The sequence below is a fragment of the Massilia pinisoli genome, from assembly GCF_024753285.1.
GTDB lineage: Bacteria > Pseudomonadota > Gammaproteobacteria > Burkholderiales > Burkholderiaceae_D > Telluria > Telluria pinisoli.
Window position 1 is genome coordinate 19,853 of record NZ_JANUGW010000015.1, and the last position, 16,040, is coordinate 35,892.

Here is a 16,040-nt window from a genome sequence, read left to right on the forward strand (position 1 = left end):
AACCTTGCCAGGCATATAAACATCATGATCGTTTTTATCACCGGCGCATCCGCCGGATTCGGCGCCGCCATGGCGCGTACTTTCGTCAAGAACGGCCATCAAGTGGTGCTGGCGGCGCGCCGCAAGGAGCGTCTGGACGCGCTCGCACGCGAACTGGGCGAATCCGCGCTGCCCGTCACCATGGATGTCACGGACAAGGCCTCGATCGAGGAAGCGCTGTCGATGCTGCCGCAATCCTGGCGCCAGATCGACGTGCTGATCAACAATGCGGGCCTGGCCCTGAACACGAAGCCCGCGCATGAAGTGCCGCTGGAAGACTGGGAGACGATGATCGCGACGAACGTCCGGGGCCTCGTCACGATGACGCATGCGCTGCTGCCGTCGATGGTCGAACGGGGCAGCGGCCTCGTCATCAACATCGGCTCCGTGGCAGGCCGCACGCCGTATCCGGGCGGGAACGTGTACGGCGCCACGAAGGCGTTCGTCGAACAGTTCACGTTGAACCTGCGCGCCGACCTCGTCGGCACCGGGGTGCGCGCCACGAATATCGCGCCGGGCCTGTGCGGCGGCACGGAATTCTCGAACGTGCGCCTGCGCGACGACGCGGCGGCCGCCAAGGTCTACGAGGGCACGCAGCCCCTGACGGCCGAGGACATCGCCGAGACCGCCTACTGGATCGCGTCCCTGCCCCCGCACGTCAACATCAACCATATCGAGATGATGCCGACCTGCCAGGGCTACGGCCCCCTCAACATCAAGCGCACACAGGGCTGAACGACCGGCGCCGGGCCGGATCGGCCGACGGGCGAACGAATTGTTTTCGCTTTGTAACAGCGGCGCCGGCCATCATGAAAAAGTGCTACAGTTGCTGGCTTGGCATGGGGCGGTGGCACCCAAAACGTCCCACCGCAGATACCCGCGCTTATGTATCCGAACGAACATAGCGCGGATGAAAATCGCGTAAAATGTTTCCCATTTTCATTTATGGCAGCTGACATGCCTTCAGTTTTCACCTGGACGGTTCGGGTCTATTACGAAGACACGGACGCCGGCGGCATCGTGTACTACGCCAATTACCTGAAGTTCTACGAACGTGCGCGCACCGAATGGCTGCGTTCGCTCGGCATCGATCAGCAAACCTTGCGCGACCGGGACGGTGCAATCTTCGTCGTGCGCAGCGCCAACATCGACTACCGCGCGTCCGCCCGCCTGGACGACGAAGTCACGCTCACCCTGAACGTGGAAAAGCTTGGTGGCGCCTCCGTGCACTTCTCCCAGCAAGCCTGGCGCGGCGACACCCTGCTCTCCAGCGCCGATGTAAAAGTCGGTTGCGTCGACGCGGCCACCATGCGTCCCCGTTCCCTTCCAGACGTTGCCGCTGCTAAAATGCGTCCCGCCTGATAATTCATTTGACCAAATATTATTTCCAATGAACGCAGTCCAAGACCTCTCCTTCATTGAACTGATCCGCCATGCCCACGTGCTGGTGCAGTTGCTGATGGCCCTGCTGTTCGCGATTTCCCTGATGAGCTGGACGTACATCTTCCGCAAGTTGTTCGCGATCCGCGCCGCGCGGCGCCAGACGGAACAGTTCGAGCGCAGCTTCTGGGCCGGCGGCAACCTGCACACCCTGCACCAGAGCGCCAGCAGCCAGCGCGACCAGAGCGGTCCGCTGGCTCGCATCTTCGAAGCGGGCATGGGCGAGTTCATCAAGGGCAAGCAGGCATCGCGCGACGCACTCGACATGGGCGCCGTGCTGGATGGCGCCCGCCGCGCCATGCGTGCCGCCTTCCACCGCGAACTGGACCAGCTGGACACGCACCTGAACTTCCTCGCGTCCGTCGGCTCCGTGTCGCCGTACATCGGCCTGCTGGGCACCGTGTGGGGCATCATGAACGCGTTCCGCGGCCTCGCCAACGTGCAGCAGGCCACGCTGGCGACGGTCGCGCCGGGCATCGCGGAAGCGCTGATCGCCACCGCGATCGGCCTGTTTGCGGCCATCCCCGCCGTCGTGGCGTACAACCGCTTCACGCACGACATCGACCGCCTCGCGATCCGCTTCGAAAGCTTCGTCGAGGAATTCTCGAACATCCTGCAGCGCCAGTCGCGCTGATCGCCGCAAGAGGATTCGACATGGCCTTCAACAGCAGCCTGCGGGGCAACCGGCGCAAGCTCAAGTCCGAGATCAACGTCGTGCCGTACATCGACGTGATGCTGGTGCTGCTCATCATCTTCATGGCGGTGCCGCCGACGCAGAACCCCAGCGAGATCAAGCTCCCGAGTGCCGAGCGCTCCACGCAGCCGCCCGACGACTACATCCAGATCGCCGTCAAGAACAACGCCCAGCTGCAGATCGGCATCACGGGCAAGAATCCGCAACCGCTGGAAAACGTGGACAGCCGCAGTACCCTCGTCACGCGCCTGCGCGATATCCACGCCGAGCATCCTGACTATCCGGTCTTGATTGCGGGCGACCGCGACAGCAAATACGACGACGTCATCCAGCTGATTTCGGAAGCCAAGAAGATGGGTATCAACCGCGTCGGCCTGGCCACGAAGTGAAGAAGAACTGATGTCAGCAACGAAGCACAACAACATCGGCAACGGCTCGCCCTACGAAGTGCCGCCTGAACCGAACCGCTGGCCGGCCATCGGCCTGGCGGTGGGCGTGCACGCCCTGTTGCTGGCCTTCCTGTGGATCGGCATCAGCTGGCAGAACAACACGCCCATCGCCGTCGAGGCGGAAATCTGGGACGTGACGACGCAGACCGCCGCCCCGCCCCCGACGCCCGCTCCCGAACCGGAACCCGAGCCGGAGACCCCGCCGCCGCAGCCCGCGCCGAAAGCTGCGGTCCCGCCGCCGGTCGTCGAACAGCCGCAGCCGAAGCAGCCCGACATTGCCCTCGAGCGCGAGAAGAAGCGCAAGGAAGAACTGAAACGCAAGCAGGCCGAGGAAGAGCGCGAACGCGAGCTCGAGCAGAAGCGCGCGGACGACAAGAAAGCGAAGGCCCTCGCCGAGAAGAAGGAACGCGAACTCGAAGAGAAGAAAGCCAAGGCCGAAGCTGAAAAGAAAGAAGCCGAGAAAAAGAAAAAAGACGACGCGGAAAAGAAAAAGAAAGAGGACGCGGAGAAGAAGAAAAAGGCCGCCGAGGAACAGAAGAAACTCGACGCCGCACGCGACGCCGAGATGCGCCGCATCACGGGCGCGGCCGGCAATCCGACCAACACCGGCAAGGCGGAGAAATCGACGGCGCCGCGTAACGACCCGGGCTATTCCGCAGCCATCACGGCCAAGGTCAAGGGCAATACGTCGTACGCCGGCAGCCTTGACGAGCCGGGCAATCCGACGGCCACGTTCCGCGTCGAACAGCTACCCACGGGCGAGATCATTTCGGTCAAGAAAATCAAGAGCAGCGGCGTGCCGTCATTCGACGACGCGGTCGAAAAAGGCATCAGCAAATCGTCCCCACTGCCCAAGAAAAAAGATGGTACGGTAGAGCGATCCCTTGTGATCGAGTTCCATATGAAGGACCTGCAGTGATCGCGTCCCGACTCTAACCATTGCTGAGAGAAACATGAAGAAACTACATACCCTGCTGTTTTCGGCCTCCCTCCTGATGGGCGTGGCCGCACATGCCCAGCTGAAAGTCGAAATCGCCGGCGTGGGCAGCAACCAGATCCCGGTCGCGGTGGCGGCATTCGCCGACGAATCCGTCGCACCCGACCAAGTGTCCGCGATCATCCGCGCCGACCTCGAACGCAGCGGCGTGTTCCGCGTGATCGACGCGCGCCAGACCATTTCCGATACGGCCAACGTCGACCTGTCCGCGTTCAAGGCGAGCGGTGCCGATGCGCTCGTCGTGGGCTCCGTGCAGCGTCTCGCGGACGGCCGCTTCCAGGTGCGCTACAAGCTGATGGACACCGTCAAGCAGGCGCAGCTGTCGCAACTGTCGGACGCCGTCAGCGCGCGCAACACGCGCCTGGAAGGCCACCGCATCGCCGACGACATCTACGAAAAGCTGACGGGCGTACGCGGCATCTTCTCGACCCGCATCACCTACGTGAAGCAGGACCCGGCCGCGCGCGACTACAAACTCGTCGTGGCCGATGCGGACGGCGAAGGCGAACAGGTCGCCGCGCACGGCCGCGAGCCGATCATCTCGCCGTCGTGGTCGCCGGACGGCACGAAGGTCGCGTACGTCTCGTTCGAACTGCGCAAGCCCGTGATCTACGTGCAGAACCTCGTGACGGGGCAGCGCACGATCGTCGCCAACGAGAAGGGCAACAACTCGGCGCCGGCCTGGTCGCCGGACGGCACGAAGCTGGCGCTCGCCCTGTCGAAGACGGGCAATACGCAGGTCTGGATCGTGAACGCGGACGGCAGCGGCCTGCGCCGCGTATCGAACAGCAACGGCATCGACACGGAGCCGCAATTCTCCGGCGACGGGCAGTCGATTTACTTCACCAGCGACCGCAGCGGCGGCCCGCAGATCTACAAGATGAGCGTGAACGGTGGCCAGGCCACCCGCGTCACGTTCCATGGCAACTACAACATCAGCCCTCGTATCTCCCCGGACGGCAAGACGCTGGCGTGGATTTCGCAACGCGAAGGGGGTTTTTCCCTGTATGCGATGGACCTGGCCTCCGGCCAGGAACAGCGCTTGGCCGATGGGGCCACCGAACCGAGTTTTTCGCCGAACGGCAAGTACATCATGTATGCGACGAAGGGTGGCGGGCGTACCGCGTTGGCCGTTGTGTCGGTCGACGGACGCGTCAAGCAGCGCTTGAGCACCCAAGCGGGAAACATTCGGGAGCCCAGCTGGGGCCCGTTTATGAAGTAAATCTTTTTGACCAGGAGAAAAACCATGCGTAATGTAAAAAGTGTAGCGTTCATCGTTGCCGCCGCCGCCCTGCTGTCGGCATGCTCGTCGACCAAGCTGCAGGAAGCCCCGAAAGTCGAAGAAAAGCCGGTCGCACAAGCCCCGACGCCGCAGGCCGACACCCGTGAAATCCGTCCGGTCGAAACCGGCAACGTCGATCCGCTGAACGACCCGAAAGGCGTCCTGGCGAACCGCAGCGTGTACTTCGACTTCGACAGCTACGCCGTGCGCGACGATGGCAAGGCAGTCGTCGAGAACCACTCGGCCTACCTGACCAAGAACAAGCAGCGCAAGGTCCTGATCCAAGGTAACACCGACGAACGCGGCGGCACCGAGTACAACCTGGCCCTGGGCCAGAAGCGTGCCGAAGCCGTGCGCAAGTCGATGGCTGCCCTGGGCGTGTCGGACAACCAGATGGAAGCTGTCTCGCTGGGCAAGGAAAAGCCGAAGGCCACCGGCCACGACGAAGCTGCCTGGGCTGAAAACCGCCGCGCCGACATCGTCTACCAATAATCGGGACGCTGTCGCCGCTGTCGAGGACAGTACGTTGACAGCGGGGCGGGATGCGGTGCAGACTGCATCCCGCCCCGTTTCCATTTGGATTTGTAAGTTTTCATAGGTCTAGAAAAAGTCATGATGATCAAACTGTCCCAGTTCCGCCGCGCCGCCATCGCCCTCGCCCTGACCGCCTGGCTGCCCCTGCAGGCGCACGCCGGCCTGCTCGACGACGACGAGGCACGCAAGGCGATCCTGGACTTGCGCGCCAAGGTCGCCGCTTTGACACAAGACCTGAACGCCCGCATGGACACGAAGGCCGACAAATCGATCGGTGTCGACATGCTGAACCAGCACGAGCAGACCATGCAGGAGATTTCGCGCCTGCGCGGCCAGATCGAAGTCCTCGCCAACGAGATCGCCAACGCGCAAAAGAACCAGAAGGACCTGTACGCCGACCTCGACGCCCGCATCAAGAAGCTCGAGCCGCGCCAGGAAACGATCGACGGTCAGACGGCCGAAGTGCTGCCGAGCGAAAAGAAGACGTACGACGCCGCGATGGACCTGTTCAAGTCGGGCGACTACAAGACGGCCGCCACCGCGCTGCAGGACTTCGTCCGCCGCTTCCCCGACTCCGCGTACGCGGCCAACGCGCAGTACTGGCTCGGCAACGCCTATTACGCGCAGCGCGACTACAAGAACGCAATCGCCGCGCAGGAAGCCGTCGTCGCCAACTACGGCACCAGCGCGAAGGCGCCGGACGCCATGCTCAACATCGCGTCCAGCTACACGGAACTGAAGGACAAGAAGAACGCCAAGAAGGCCTTGCAGCACCTCGTCTCGAAGTACCCGGACTCGGCCGCCGCGCAAGCCGCGAAAGACCGCCTGGCCGCGCTGAAGTAAGCCGCGCGTGTCCGTATTGCACCGTGACCGTTTGACACGGTCGCGGTTCCCCCCTATAATCTTGCTTCTTTCGGGTCGTTAGCTCAGTTGGTAGAGCAGCGGACTTTTAATCCGTTGGTCGCTGGTTCGAGCCCAGCACGGCCTACCAGAATTCAGCAGCAGCAAGCAAGGCGTGACGAGTGATCGTGACGCCTTTTTTGTTTTTATCGTCCGCTCAAGCCGTCATTGCCTGGAGCGCCTCGATGTCGTCCGGGTCGCGCGCCAACCGCTCCGCCGCCGCGCGGATCTTGCGGTAGTAAATTCCGTTGCGCACACCGCGATAATCCATGTACGCCTCCGCGACGGGGTCCGGCCGCTTCTCGCGCCGCGCCCGGTCGATCAGCACTTGCAGATAGCGCGTGCCCGTCCGGATGTTCGTCGCCTCGTCGATGAAGGCGGGGCTGTCGTGGAACGCGTCGGCGGCGGCGTACAGCGCGGGCTCGGTGCAGCGCTCGGCGGGCGGCTTGCACAGGTTATCGAGCCGGAACAGCTCGCGGTTCGCCACCTTCAGCACCTGCATCAGCCCGCGCGCGCTGCTGCCCGCGGGCTGGGCGCAGGCATCGAAGCGCGACTCCATATAGATCTGGCAGACGATGACCGAGTCCGGCAGGCCCGAGCGGTTGTTGTCGTGTACGAGCCGGTGGATCTCGCGCAGGCGCGCGACCGGGGCCGGGCACGCCAAGGCGCTGCTTTGCTGTGGAACAGTCCGGTCGGCCATATCGCCCTCCTTCGTCGTCACGACCCTATCGTGCTATCCGTCTTGCATGCTCGGTTTGCGCACGCTCAGCGGGAGGCGAGCTTTGATTGCTTCGACTCAAGTGTTCCATGGGTCCACCGCTCGATAATTTCCGATTGAAATGCTCCTGTCCCGCAACCAAGGAACCCGCGCCATGCCCCTCGATCTCTCCGACACCCTCGTCGTCGGCATCTCCGCCACTGCCCTGTTCGACCTGGCGGAAGCCGACGCCGTCTACAAAGCCAGGTACGCCAAGAATCCCCTGAGCGCGTTGGAGGAATACCGCGCCTGCATGCTCGAACGCGAAAGCGAGCCGCTGCGCGACGGCACCGGCATGGCGCTCGTGCGCGCCCTGCTCGGCCTCAACCGCTACGCCGAGTCCGACGCGAAGCCGCTCGTCGACGTCGTCGTCATGTCGCGCAACAGTCCGGAAACGGGCGTGCGCGTCTTCAACAACATCCGTTCGCGCGGCCTGTCGATCGCGCGCCATGCGTTCACCGGGGGCGAATCCGTCGTCGACTACCTGGACGCGTTCGACGTCGACCTGTTCCTGACGACCAACGTCGAAGACGCCCAGCGCGTGATCGACGCGCAGGCGTGTGCCGCAGCCGTCCTGAAACCGCCGCCGCATGCGGCCGAGGCGCCGCCGGACGACCAGGTGCGCATCGCGTTCGACGGCGACGCCGTGCTGTTCGACGAATCCAGCGCGCTCGTGGTCAAGACGGACGAAAAGCAGAACGAGCCGACGAACGACGGCCCGTACGCGATCCTGCTGCGCAAACTGGCGCGCCTGCAGCAGCGGCTGCCGTTCGGCGCGGACGTGTCGCCCGTGCGCATCGCCATCATCACGGCGCGCAGCGCGCCGGCCGAGATGCGAGTCATCAACACCTTGCGCCACTGGGGCGTGTACGTGAACGAGATCTTCTCCCTCGGCGGCGTGGCGAAGTCGAAGATCGTCAAGGCATTCCGCGCCCACCTGTTCTTCGACGACCAGGACCTGCACCTCGACCCCGCGGCGCGCCACGTCCCGTCGGGGCGGGTGCCCTACCGCTCCGATTCGCCGCTGTTCACACCGCTGCCGCTCGACTTGTCCGCCGACCCGCCGCTGCTCGTGGAAAAAGTCGAGGCGGGCTGACCGGAGCCGTCCGCCCCGCGCACCTCGAAGGGGACGGCGGCGACCGCCCGGCCATCGCTCCCCACCAGCTTCAATTCGTGTTTGCCCGGCTGCGGCGCCCACGTGGCGGCGACGTCGGCCGGCCCCATATTCGTGCCGTCCAGCTCCCAATGCAGGTCCGCGCCGCCGTACGCACGGAACGTCATGCGCTGCAGCGGCGCCGGGATGTCCGGGTCGAGGGCGATGACACTGTCCGCGGCGGGATACGCGATCCGCGGCGTGCGCTTTGCGGGCGCCAGCAGCTCCACGACGGCAGTCTCCGTGCCGCGCACGAACCACTCGGCGCGCTCCGGCTCGATGGCGGGCACGAAACGCACCGTCTGGCGCACGAGGCCAGCCGGCGCGGCCGGCGCGCGGCTGGGGCGGTCGCGGTGCAGGTAGTCCATCACGTCGCGCCACAGCGGGGCGGCGCCGGACACACCGGACACGTCCCACATCGAGCGCCCATCGAAATTCCCCACCCACACGCCGACCGTGTAGCGGTCCGAGAAACCCACGCACCAGTTGTCGCGCATGTCCTTGCTGGTGCCCGTCTTGACGGCGCTCCAGAAGCCCGTCGCCAGCTCGTTCGACAGGCCGAACGTCGTGCTGCGCGCAGCGCGGTCGGACAGGATGTCGGCCACGATGAAGGTCGCGCGCGCATCCAGCACGCGCCGCTTGGCGGAGGTGGCGCGCGGCACGAACGTCACGCCGTCCTGCAGGCCGCCATTCGCCAGCGTGCGGTAGGCGTTCGCCAGTTCCAGCAGGCTGACGTCGCCCGAGCCGAGCGCCAGCGACCAGCCGTAGAACTCGGGCGCTTCCGTGAGGCTCGTGATGCCCAGCAAGCGCAGGCGCTCGTGGAAGCGCTCGAGCCCCGCCAGCATCAACGTGCGCACGGCGGGGACGTTGAGCGAGCCCGCGAGACTCGTGCGCACGCTGGCGGCGTCGCGGTATTGATGGTCGTAGTTCTGCGGCACGTACAGGCCGCCGACGGTCGGGATGTCGACCGGCGTGTCGTCCAGCAGCGACGCGGCCGTCAACTGGCCCCGTTCCAGCACCAGCTCGTACAGGAACGGCTTCAACGTGGAGCCGGCCTGGCGCAGCGACGTCACGCCGTCGACCTCGCCCGCACCGCCGTTCGCGACGTAGGCCAGCACCTCGCCGCTCGCATTGTCGATGACGACGACGGCGCCGTCCCCCACGTTGCGCTCGGCCAGTTCGGCCAGGCGGCGATGCAGCGCGGCGGCGGCGAAGCGCTGCAGGCCCGCGTCGAGGGTGCTGCGCACGACGCTGCCCGGGCCGCCGCCCAACCGGCGCGCCAGTTGCGGCGTCGTGCCCGTGGTCGCCGCAACGGGCGCAGATGACGGCGGCGCCGCGCGCGCGAACGCGGCGTCGACTTCCCATTCGATGGTCCCGCAATCCGTGCGTGGATCGAGCTCGCGCGCGAGTGCGCACGCGCGCCGCGCGACGAGCGCGGGCGCCGCCGTGGGCGCGCGCAGCAGGCTCGCGAGGATCGCGGCCTCGCCCGCGTCGAGTCCGGACGGCGCCTTGCCGAACAACCCGCGCGCGGCGGCGCCGATGCCTTGCAGCTCGCCACGGTAGCTGGCCAGGTTCAGATAGGCTTCGAGGATCTGGCGCTTGCTCCATCCCGCTTCCAGCTCGCGCGCCGCCAGCGCCTGGTCCCATTTGCGTACCCACGTGCGGCCGGCCGATCGGGGCGCCAGCTTCGGGTCGAGCAGGCCCGCGAGCTGCATCGTGATCGTGGACGCGCCGCGCGTGCGCGTGCCGGTGGCGCCGAACAGGTTGTCCCACGCGGCCTTGCCGATGGCCTGGAAGTCGATGCCGCCGTGTTCCATGAAGCGCTGGTCTTCCGCCTGCAGCACCGCGCGGCCGACGGTCGGCGAGATGTCGTCCAGCGCCACCCACGGCGTGCGCCGGCCTGCCATGTCGACGCGCACCGCGGCGATCGTCTCGCCATGGCGGTCCAGCAAAGTGGCGTCCGACGAGCGCCACGCCGACTTGACGTCCTGCGGCGTGGGCACGGCGGCCCACAGCGGGACCGCGACCAGCAGCAGCAACCACGCAGCCCTCGCCTTCACGCCGGCCTCACTGCACGACGACACCGGCATTCGGCACCTCGCCGAACATCTCCGGCGCATACATGGCTTCCACGCGCGTGGACGGCAGCGAGAAGTGGCCCTCGTTGTTCAGCCGCACCGTGTATTCGACGGTGAAGCGGCCCTTCGGCACCCATTCGTAGTACGCGCGGTAACCGGCGTGCGTGCGCTCCTCGAACGCGGGCCACGTCCAGCCGGTGCGGCGTTCGCCGGCCGTCGCGATGCGCGCATCGCGGCCCAGGCCCGAACCGAGCACGCTGGCGCCGGCCGGGATCGGATCGTCGACGACGACCCACGTCATGTCGGACTGCGCATCGATGTCGAGGTGCACGCGGTAGACGTCGCCACGCGACCACGCGCCCTTCGTCTTTTGCTCGACGGGCGTGACGGTGCGCGCGATGCGGTAGCCGGACGACAGCGGCGCCGCGAGGGGCACGGCCGCGAGGCTCTGCACGGTCGCCCACGGCTTGCCGCCGCCGAGCTGGCGCAACGTGAGCGTCCCCGGGCCCTGCGGCCATCCCTGGAGCACCGTCGCGGGCACGGGCCCCGTCCAGCTGACGGGCTTGCCGTCCGCGCCCGTCGTCACGATGTTCGCGTTGCCCGTCACCGGTTCGCGCTCGTAGGTCTCGGAAAACCGCTTCAGCGCGACGACGCCCCACGCATTGGCCGTCGTCGTGTCCCAGTGGCCGTGGTGCTGGCGTCCCAGCGTGCCGCGCGCGAGGCGGCCCGCGTCGATCTTCCATGCCGGGTCGTCCAAGGTCGCCAGCAGCAGGCGGTTGGCGTTGACGTCGGCGGACGTCATGAGCCACCACCAGCCGTCCGCGCGCTCCGTCGAAAAGCCCATGGTCGTGCCCTGCAGGTTCAGGCGCGCGCGCAGCACCTGCGTGGCCTCGGCCAGCCGTTCGTCGCGCCGCGGCAGGTCGTGCGTACGCTTCAGGATCAGGTACCAGTCGATGACGGCCGACGTGGGCCACAGGTTCGGCCGGATGTCGATCGAGTCCAGCATGGCCGGCTGCACCGTCGTGTCGCGCGACAGCGCCTCCAGCGCGGCCAGCTTGCGCACCGCGAGCTCGCCCGCGGCGCGCGGATTGCCGCGCACGACCTTCCCTTCGACGAACCCGGCGAGGCCCGCTTCCATGCGGCCGCGCAGCTCGTCGGGAATCGCGTAGCCCGCTTCGTTCGTCACGGACAGCACGTAGGCCGTGAGCACGTCGCTGCCCTCGTCCATCGGCGCGAAATACTTGACGAGGCCATCGCTGTCCAGGTGCGCCGGCAACGTGGCCACGACCTTGTCCCACATCGCGCGGTCCTGCAGCGCGACGGCACGCGACGTGCGCTGCTCGAAGCAGGAATAGGGATACGCCGCCATGTAGTCGTGCACGCCGGGCAGCTCGCCGCCCAGGCGCGCCAGCAACGTCGTGCGGATGCCGCCGCGGCCCGGCAGCGCATCCTTCGGCCGCTCGATGGGCATCGTCTGCGTGCCGTCGACCTGCACGAGCGTCGCCTGCAAGGTGCGCACGGGGACGGCGGCGCTCACCTGCTGCGTCACGCGCATGCGGTCGCCCGCGCCGTCGCCGGCGGCCGCGACGTCCCACTGCAGCTTGCCCACGCCGACGGGCACCGTGTAGTCCCAGCCGATCTCGCGCGCTTCGCCCGGTTCCAGCGCGATGTCCTGGCGGGGCAGCGCCTGCGCCTTGCCGGCATCCGCCGCGACGGCCGCATCGAGGCGCACGGCAAGCCGGTGGTCGGACGCGTTGCGCACCGTGAAGCCGGCGCGCAGCCGGTCGCCCTCGCGCACCTGCGGCGGCAGGCCCGCGACCACCATCAGGTCTTGCGTCGTGCGGATGTCCGTCGCGCCCGTGCCGAACATGCCGGCGCCGCTGTTTGCCACGGCGACGATGCGGAACGACGTGAGCGAATCGTTCAGCGGCACGTCGACGTGCGCCTCGCCGTTCGCGTCGAGGACGACCTTGCCCTTCCACAGCAGCAGCGTCTCGAACAGTTCGCGTCCGGCACCGCGGCCGCCACCGCCGCCGTGCGGGAACGCCTTGCGGCCGAAGTGGCGCTTGCCTACCACCTGCATCTGCGCCGTCGACGTCTCCACCTGCAGGGTGCGCTCGCGCATCATCGTCTCGAGCAGGTCCCAGCTCGTGTTGGGCATCAGTTCCAGGAGGCCCGCGTCGACGGCGGCCACGGCGACTTCCGTGCCGGCGGCGGGCCGCGCGCCGTCCGGGCCGCGCACGCGGATCGCGACGTGCGCCTGCTCGCGCACCTTGTACACGGGCTTGTCGGCCGCGACGTCGACCTTCAGCTCGTGGCCGCGCCAGCCCACGCGGATCGGCGCGATTCCGAGTTTATAGGCGGGCTTGCCGAGGTCCACGAGCGCCGTCGGCTGCACGCCCGTCACGCGGCCGCGCACGACGAGGGCCGACACGAACACGTTCGGCGCATAGCTCGCTTTCACGGGAATCGAGATCGTCTGGTCGCGGCCCGACAAGTGCCGCACATACGTGTCGAGGATGCCTTCGCGCTCCACGGTCACGAGCACGGTCGCGCGCCGGAATGGGCTGCGTACCTGGAAGCGCGCCTCCTCGCCCGGCTCGTAGCGCTTCTGCGCGGGCAGCAGGTCGATGCGGTCGTGGTCCGCCGTCGCGAACCATTGGTCTTCGTCGCCCGCCACATACACTTCGCGGTGCGTCGCGGCCACGCGCTGCTGCGGATCCGTCGCACGGGCGCGCAGGATCAGGTCGCCGTCGACGGGTGCCTTCGTGTCGCACAGCAGCAGGCCCCGTTCGTCCGTCGTGCCGCTGCACGCGTCGCCCACGCGCTTGATCTCGCTGCTGTTCTCGTACGCGTAAAAGCCGCCGACGAGGCGGCGCCGGTGCGAATACGTCATGCGCTTCAGGAGGTCGACCGTCACCGGCACGTTTGCCACGGGCTTGCCCGTCACGTCCAGCACGACGACGTGGAATTTCAGCGCGTCGCGGTTCAGCAGCCAGCCGTCGGGCTTGATCCCGACGACGTACGCCGACGGCCACAGCGGCACCTGCGTGGACACGGTCAGCGTCTCGCCGTTGGCGTCCTGGTACGACATCTCGGCCACCAGGTTTTTCGGACGCTCGATCGCCGGCAGCTTGTCGACGACGATGCGCGCGCCGCCCGCACGGTCCAGCTGCAGCGACTGCGTGCGCGCGACCTCCTGGCCCGGCGTGCCTTCCGCTTCCTCACCCTCGTCCGCATCCTCGCCGCTTTGGTTCACGACACCCTCACGCACGTCGCCCGCGCCCAGCGCAAATTCGTCATAGCCGGCGAACTGCACGCCCGAGTCCTGCACGACGCTGCTCACCTTCACGGGCGCGAGCCCCGCCGGGCCGCCCGACAAATAGCTCACCTGCGCGTCGAGCGTGACGGACTGCGGCGCCACCGCGGGCTGCTTCGGCCCGGCCAGCTGCGCTTTCATCGTCGGCACGCGGAATTGCTCGACGCGGAACTGACCCGCGTCCTGGCCGCCGATCAGCACGTCGTACGTGCCGAGCTTCGCCTCCGCCGGGATCGCCCACTCGCCTTGCGCGCTGCCGTTCGCGTCCCAATGCAGCGGGAATTCCACCTTTTCGCCGCTGCCCTCGTGGACGAGGAAGCCGCGCGCGGGCAGCGCCGTCTTGTCCGTGCCGAGTTCGCGAGTACGCCAGTCACGCACGTCCGGCGGTGCCGGATCCTTCGCGCGCACGAACGCGAAGCCTTGCGTCGTGCGGCGGCGCAGGTAGTGCTTCATGTGCACCGTCTCGCCGGCGCGCAGCAGGGTGCGGTCGAACACGGTGGCGACGATGCGGCTGTCCTCGTCGCGTTGTCCCGTGGGCAGGTGGAAGCGCCAGGCCTCGATGCCCTGCTGCCAGGTGGACAGGGTGAACGTGAAGTCGTCGCCGCGCGCGGCCGTCACGACATAGACCTCGCCCTCTTCGCAGCGGGAATGCGGCAGCGCCTGGCGGATGCGCGCCACGCCGGCCGCATCGCTCGTGCCGCGCCACAGCAGGCGCGCCGCGCAATCGCGCACTTCCACGCGCGCGCCCGCGACGGGCTGGCCCTTGTCGAGCGACGTCACCCACACGAGCGACGATTGCGCGCCCAGCTTGAAGTGCGCGGCCAGGTTCGTGACGAGGGCTGCGCTGCGCACGTAGGCCGTGCGGCCCTTCGCGTTCAGCGCCGCGCCCAGCCGCGGGCTTTCCAGCTCCACCGCGTAGAAGCCGGGTTCGCGCAGCGGGATGCCGATCACTTCGAACGCGCGCCTGCCGTGCGGCTTCGGCAACGTGAAGCGCTGCAGCGACTCCGCCTTCGTCCCCTTGAAGATCGACGCCTTCAGCTGCTCGCCTTCGGGCTGGCTGGGATTCAGGCCGCCGTGCGGGCCCGCCACCTTGCGCAGCCATGCCAGTACGTCGGCCGTGCGGCTCGCGTCCAGGCGCAGCGCCGTGCCGTTCGTGTGCATGCGGCCGGCCATCTGCGCCTCCACGTTGCGCACGGTGACGGGCAGCAAGCGGTCGCCGCGCGCCTCGATGATGCCGAACGGCGCAGCGAACTTGACGAGCGGCGGCTGCTCGCCCGTGCGCACGGCCAGCGGGAAACGTCCCGCGTTGACGAGCGGGCGGCCCGCATCGTCGTGCAGGCCGGCCGGCACGTGCAAGGTGAAGCGCGCCTGTTCCGGGAACGGCCCCGGGATGCCGACCGCGTTGACGAGGTCGGCCGGACCATCGCCGTCCTTCTCGACGCGCGCCGGCCAGCGCTTGCCACCGGGACCTTCAAGATAGACCTGCGCCGCGTCGGTCGCGCGCACGGGCGCGCTGAACGTCACGCGCATCGGCAGGAACGGAATGCACTGGGAGCGCGCGTTGACCTTGTCGCAGTTGAAGCGCGCCGTGAAATCGGGGCGGGTCTTGAACGACAGCGTCTGGTCCTCGGCGGTCGCGACGCCGTTCGGCGCGGCCACGCCGGCGCCCCACACGAGCGCCACCTCCGCGTCCGCCGGCAACGTACGCTGGCATTGCACGACGACGATCCGGCGCAGGCGCCCGGCCTTCTCGTCCGCGCGCAGACGCGCGTCCGTGTACGACCACGATTCCTGTTCACCCTTGTCCTCGGCCACCACGCGGGCGGCGAACCAGCGGTCGTTCTGCAACACCTGCAGGCGCGCGTCACCCTGCAGCAAGGTGATGCCGATCTTTTCGCCGATGCCGTCGGCACGGCACCAGGCGTGCTTGCGGATGCTGTCCGCATCGGCACCGGCGGCCAGCGCGAGCGCGAACGCCTGCTGCGAGTCGATGTGCTCCGCGCCTTCGCGCGGCAACGAGCCCACGATGGCGGGGCCGCCCGTGGTGACGTCGAATGTGTGCCGTCCCGCGACCGGCTGGCCGGCGAGGTCGCGCACGTCGGTCTTCAGGGTGAAGCGGCATGCGATGGCGCCCGGCAGGTCGCGCTCGAAGTCGTAGCTCCACGTCTGCGCGTCGACCCAGCGGCCGCTGCCCGGCACGGGGCAGTCGACGTCGAACGGCGCCGGCGCGCGCAAGTCGCCGAACGCGACCATCGGCTGCGAGAACCGCGCCACGGCCTGGCGCACGCGCCGCACCTGCCCGTCGGGCGTGAATCCGGTGACGGTGGTCTGCGCCCACGCGCCCGACCAGAAGCACAACAACACGAGGCACAGCACGCGGCGCAGGACAGCCATGGTA

General features: G+C 67.7%; 12 protein-coding genes and 1 tRNA gene. 10 read left to right on the forward strand and 3 right to left on the reverse strand.

The window, feature by feature from the left end; translation table 11 throughout:
- Positions 1 to 24: 24 nt before the first annotated feature.
- The 9 genes from NX784_RS18905 (at position 25) to NX784_RS18945 (ending at position 6,426) form a co-directional block, all read left to right on the forward strand.
- Positions 25 to 774: an SDR family oxidoreductase gene (locus NX784_RS18905; RefSeq protein WP_258818245.1), complete on the forward strand. Its 750-nt coding sequence runs from the start codon at positions 25 to 27 to the stop codon at positions 772 to 774.
- A 222-nt stretch (positions 775 to 996) separates the two neighbouring features.
- Positions 997 to 1,401 carry a tol-pal system-associated acyl-CoA thioesterase gene (gene ybgC / locus NX784_RS18910; RefSeq protein WP_258818246.1) on the forward strand — a complete coding sequence of 135 codons (405 nt, stop codon included), beginning with the start codon at positions 997 to 999 and terminating at the stop codon, positions 1,399 to 1,401.
- A gap of 28 nt (positions 1,402 to 1,429) precedes the next feature.
- Positions 1,430 to 2,113: a protein TolQ gene (gene tolQ / locus NX784_RS18915; RefSeq protein ID WP_198119678.1), complete on the forward strand. Its 684-nt coding sequence runs from the start codon at positions 1,430 to 1,432 to the stop codon at positions 2,111 to 2,113.
- 20 nt (positions 2,114 to 2,133) lie between these two features.
- A complete protein-coding gene (locus NX784_RS18920; RefSeq protein WP_258818247.1) occupies positions 2,134 to 2,562 on the forward strand; it encodes a biopolymer transporter ExbD in 429 nt (142 codons plus the stop codon).
- Between the two features lie 10 nt (positions 2,563 to 2,572).
- Positions 2,573 to 3,541 carry a cell envelope integrity protein TolA gene (gene tolA, locus NX784_RS18925; RefSeq protein ID WP_258818248.1) on the forward strand — a complete coding sequence of 323 codons (969 nt, stop codon included), beginning with the start codon at positions 2,573 to 2,575 and terminating at the stop codon, positions 3,539 to 3,541.
- 34 nt (positions 3,542 to 3,575) lie between these two features.
- On the forward strand, positions 3,576 to 4,841 hold the full coding sequence (gene tolB, locus NX784_RS18930; RefSeq protein ID WP_258818249.1) for a Tol-Pal system beta propeller repeat protein TolB: 1,266 nt from the start codon (positions 3,576 to 3,578) through the stop codon (positions 4,839 to 4,841).
- A 24-nt stretch (positions 4,842 to 4,865) separates the two neighbouring features.
- The gene (gene pal / locus NX784_RS18935; protein WP_258818250.1) at positions 4,866 to 5,393 is read left to right on the forward strand and encodes a peptidoglycan-associated lipoprotein Pal; all 528 of its coding nucleotides are present in this window, start codon (positions 4,866 to 4,868) and stop codon (positions 5,391 to 5,393) included.
- A gap of 123 nt (positions 5,394 to 5,516) precedes the next feature.
- The gene (gene ybgF / locus NX784_RS18940; protein WP_258818359.1) at positions 5,517 to 6,278 is read left to right on the forward strand and encodes a tol-pal system protein YbgF; all 762 of its coding nucleotides are present in this window, start codon (positions 5,517 to 5,519) and stop codon (positions 6,276 to 6,278) included.
- A 72-nt stretch (positions 6,279 to 6,350) separates the two neighbouring features.
- Positions 6,351 to 6,426 (forward strand) — tRNA-Lys (locus NX784_RS18945).
- A 66-nt stretch (positions 6,427 to 6,492) separates the two neighbouring features.
- Here NX784_RS18945 and NX784_RS18950 read toward each other — a convergent pair.
- Positions 6,493 to 7,056, reverse strand: coding sequence for a lysozyme family protein (locus NX784_RS18950; RefSeq protein ID WP_258818251.1), 564 nt, complete (start codon positions 7,054 to 7,056; stop codon positions 6,493 to 6,495).
- Between the two features lie 151 nt (positions 7,057 to 7,207).
- Between NX784_RS18950 and NX784_RS18955 the strand changes: the two genes are divergently transcribed.
- Positions 7,208 to 8,188 (forward strand): 5'-nucleotidase, encoded by a 981-nt coding sequence (locus NX784_RS18955; protein ID WP_258818252.1) that lies wholly within the window; start codon positions 7,208 to 7,210, stop codon positions 8,186 to 8,188.
- Here the strand turns inward: NX784_RS18955 and pbpC are convergent.
- Both pbpC and NX784_RS18965 read right to left on the reverse strand, forming a co-directional pair.
- Positions 8,098 to 10,335: a penicillin-binding protein 1C gene (pbpC, locus tag NX784_RS18960; RefSeq protein ID WP_258818253.1), complete on the reverse strand. Its 2,238-nt coding sequence runs from the start codon at positions 10,333 to 10,335 to the stop codon at positions 8,098 to 8,100. The two genes, NX784_RS18955 and pbpC, sit on opposite strands and share 91 nt — an antisense overlap.
- The gene (locus tag NX784_RS18965; RefSeq protein ID WP_258818254.1) at positions 10,313 to 16,036 is read right to left on the reverse strand and encodes an alpha-2-macroglobulin family protein; all 5,724 of its coding nucleotides are present in this window, start codon (positions 16,034 to 16,036) and stop codon (positions 10,313 to 10,315) included. The genes pbpC and NX784_RS18965 overlap by 23 nt, the downstream gene beginning before the upstream one ends.
- Positions 16,037 to 16,040 lie beyond the last annotated feature (4 nt).

What these genes read in the sequence shown, in the direction of transcription:
- NX784_RS18905 (WP_258818245.1), top strand. Translation starts at nt 25, where the DNA reads ATGATCGTTTTTATCACCGGCGCATCCGCCGGATTCGGCGCCGCCATG.
- ybgC (WP_258818246.1), top strand. Translation starts at nt 997, where the DNA reads ATGCCTTCAGTTTTCACCTGGACGGTTCGGGTCTATTACGAAGACACG.
- tolQ (WP_198119678.1), top strand. Translation starts at nt 1,430, where the DNA reads ATGAACGCAGTCCAAGACCTCTCCTTCATTGAACTGATCCGCCATGCC.
- NX784_RS18920 (WP_258818247.1), top strand. Translation starts at nt 2,134, where the DNA reads ATGGCCTTCAACAGCAGCCTGCGGGGCAACCGGCGCAAGCTCAAGTCC.
- tolA (WP_258818248.1), top strand. Translation starts at nt 2,573, where the DNA reads ATGTCAGCAACGAAGCACAACAACATCGGCAACGGCTCGCCCTACGAA.
- tolB (WP_258818249.1), top strand. Translation starts at nt 3,576, where the DNA reads ATGAAGAAACTACATACCCTGCTGTTTTCGGCCTCCCTCCTGATGGGC.
- pal (WP_258818250.1), top strand. Translation starts at nt 4,866, where the DNA reads ATGCGTAATGTAAAAAGTGTAGCGTTCATCGTTGCCGCCGCCGCCCTG.
- ybgF (WP_258818359.1), top strand. Translation starts at nt 5,517, where the DNA reads ATGATCAAACTGTCCCAGTTCCGCCGCGCCGCCATCGCCCTCGCCCTG.
- NX784_RS18955 (WP_258818252.1), top strand. Translation starts at nt 7,208, where the DNA reads ATGCCCCTCGATCTCTCCGACACCCTCGTCGTCGGCATCTCCGCCACT.
- pbpC (WP_258818253.1), bottom strand. Translation starts at nt 10,335, where the DNA reads ATGCCGGTGTCGTCGTGCAGTGAGGCCGGCGTGAAGGCGAGGGCTGCG.
- NX784_RS18965 (WP_258818254.1), bottom strand. Translation starts at nt 16,036, where the DNA reads ATGGCTGTCCTGCGCCGCGTGCTGTGCCTCGTGTTGTTGTGCTTCTGG.